The 333-nt window shown below is 53.2% G+C and carries 1 protein-coding gene; it reads right to left on the bottom strand.

Going from position 1 to position 333, the window contains the following annotated elements:
• Positions 1–264 (bottom strand): Fic family protein (locus tag OQ02_RS44615; protein WP_197043733.1); only part of this gene is annotated, 264 nt, incomplete at its 3' end.
• Between the last annotated feature and the right edge of the window lie 69 nt (positions 265–333).

The raw sequence follows: 333 nt of genomic DNA, 5'->3' as shown, positions 1-333 counted from the left end.
GACAAGAGCGGTGCGCTTATTTCCATTATCAAAGGAATGACTGCAGGCAAGACCAAAAAACAAGGTCGCAGCCACGCCTTCAAGTTTTCGATACTTCAAGAAGTCCCCGTACCCGGCAACCTGGCGAGCCACCGCAGACTGCAGCTTCTCAGGGTAGAGGGGGAGATCGTTGCCGAATTCCCGGGACCCGATCTTCATTTCGAACATCGACTTGCGAACCCTGATCACTTCATCGAGCGTCAGTGGAATTACACCCTTAGTCATAGACCAACTCCGAAGGCGTAGGTTTACAGGTACCGGATATCCGCACAGTCGCTCTGACCTGTGCAGGCT

The sequence above is a fragment of the Saccharothrix sp. NRRL B-16314 genome (assembly GCF_000716595.1).
Classification (GTDB): domain Bacteria; phylum Actinomycetota; class Actinomycetes; order Mycobacteriales; family Pseudonocardiaceae; genus Actinosynnema.
This window is presented reverse-complemented; position numbering and strand designations above follow the sequence as displayed.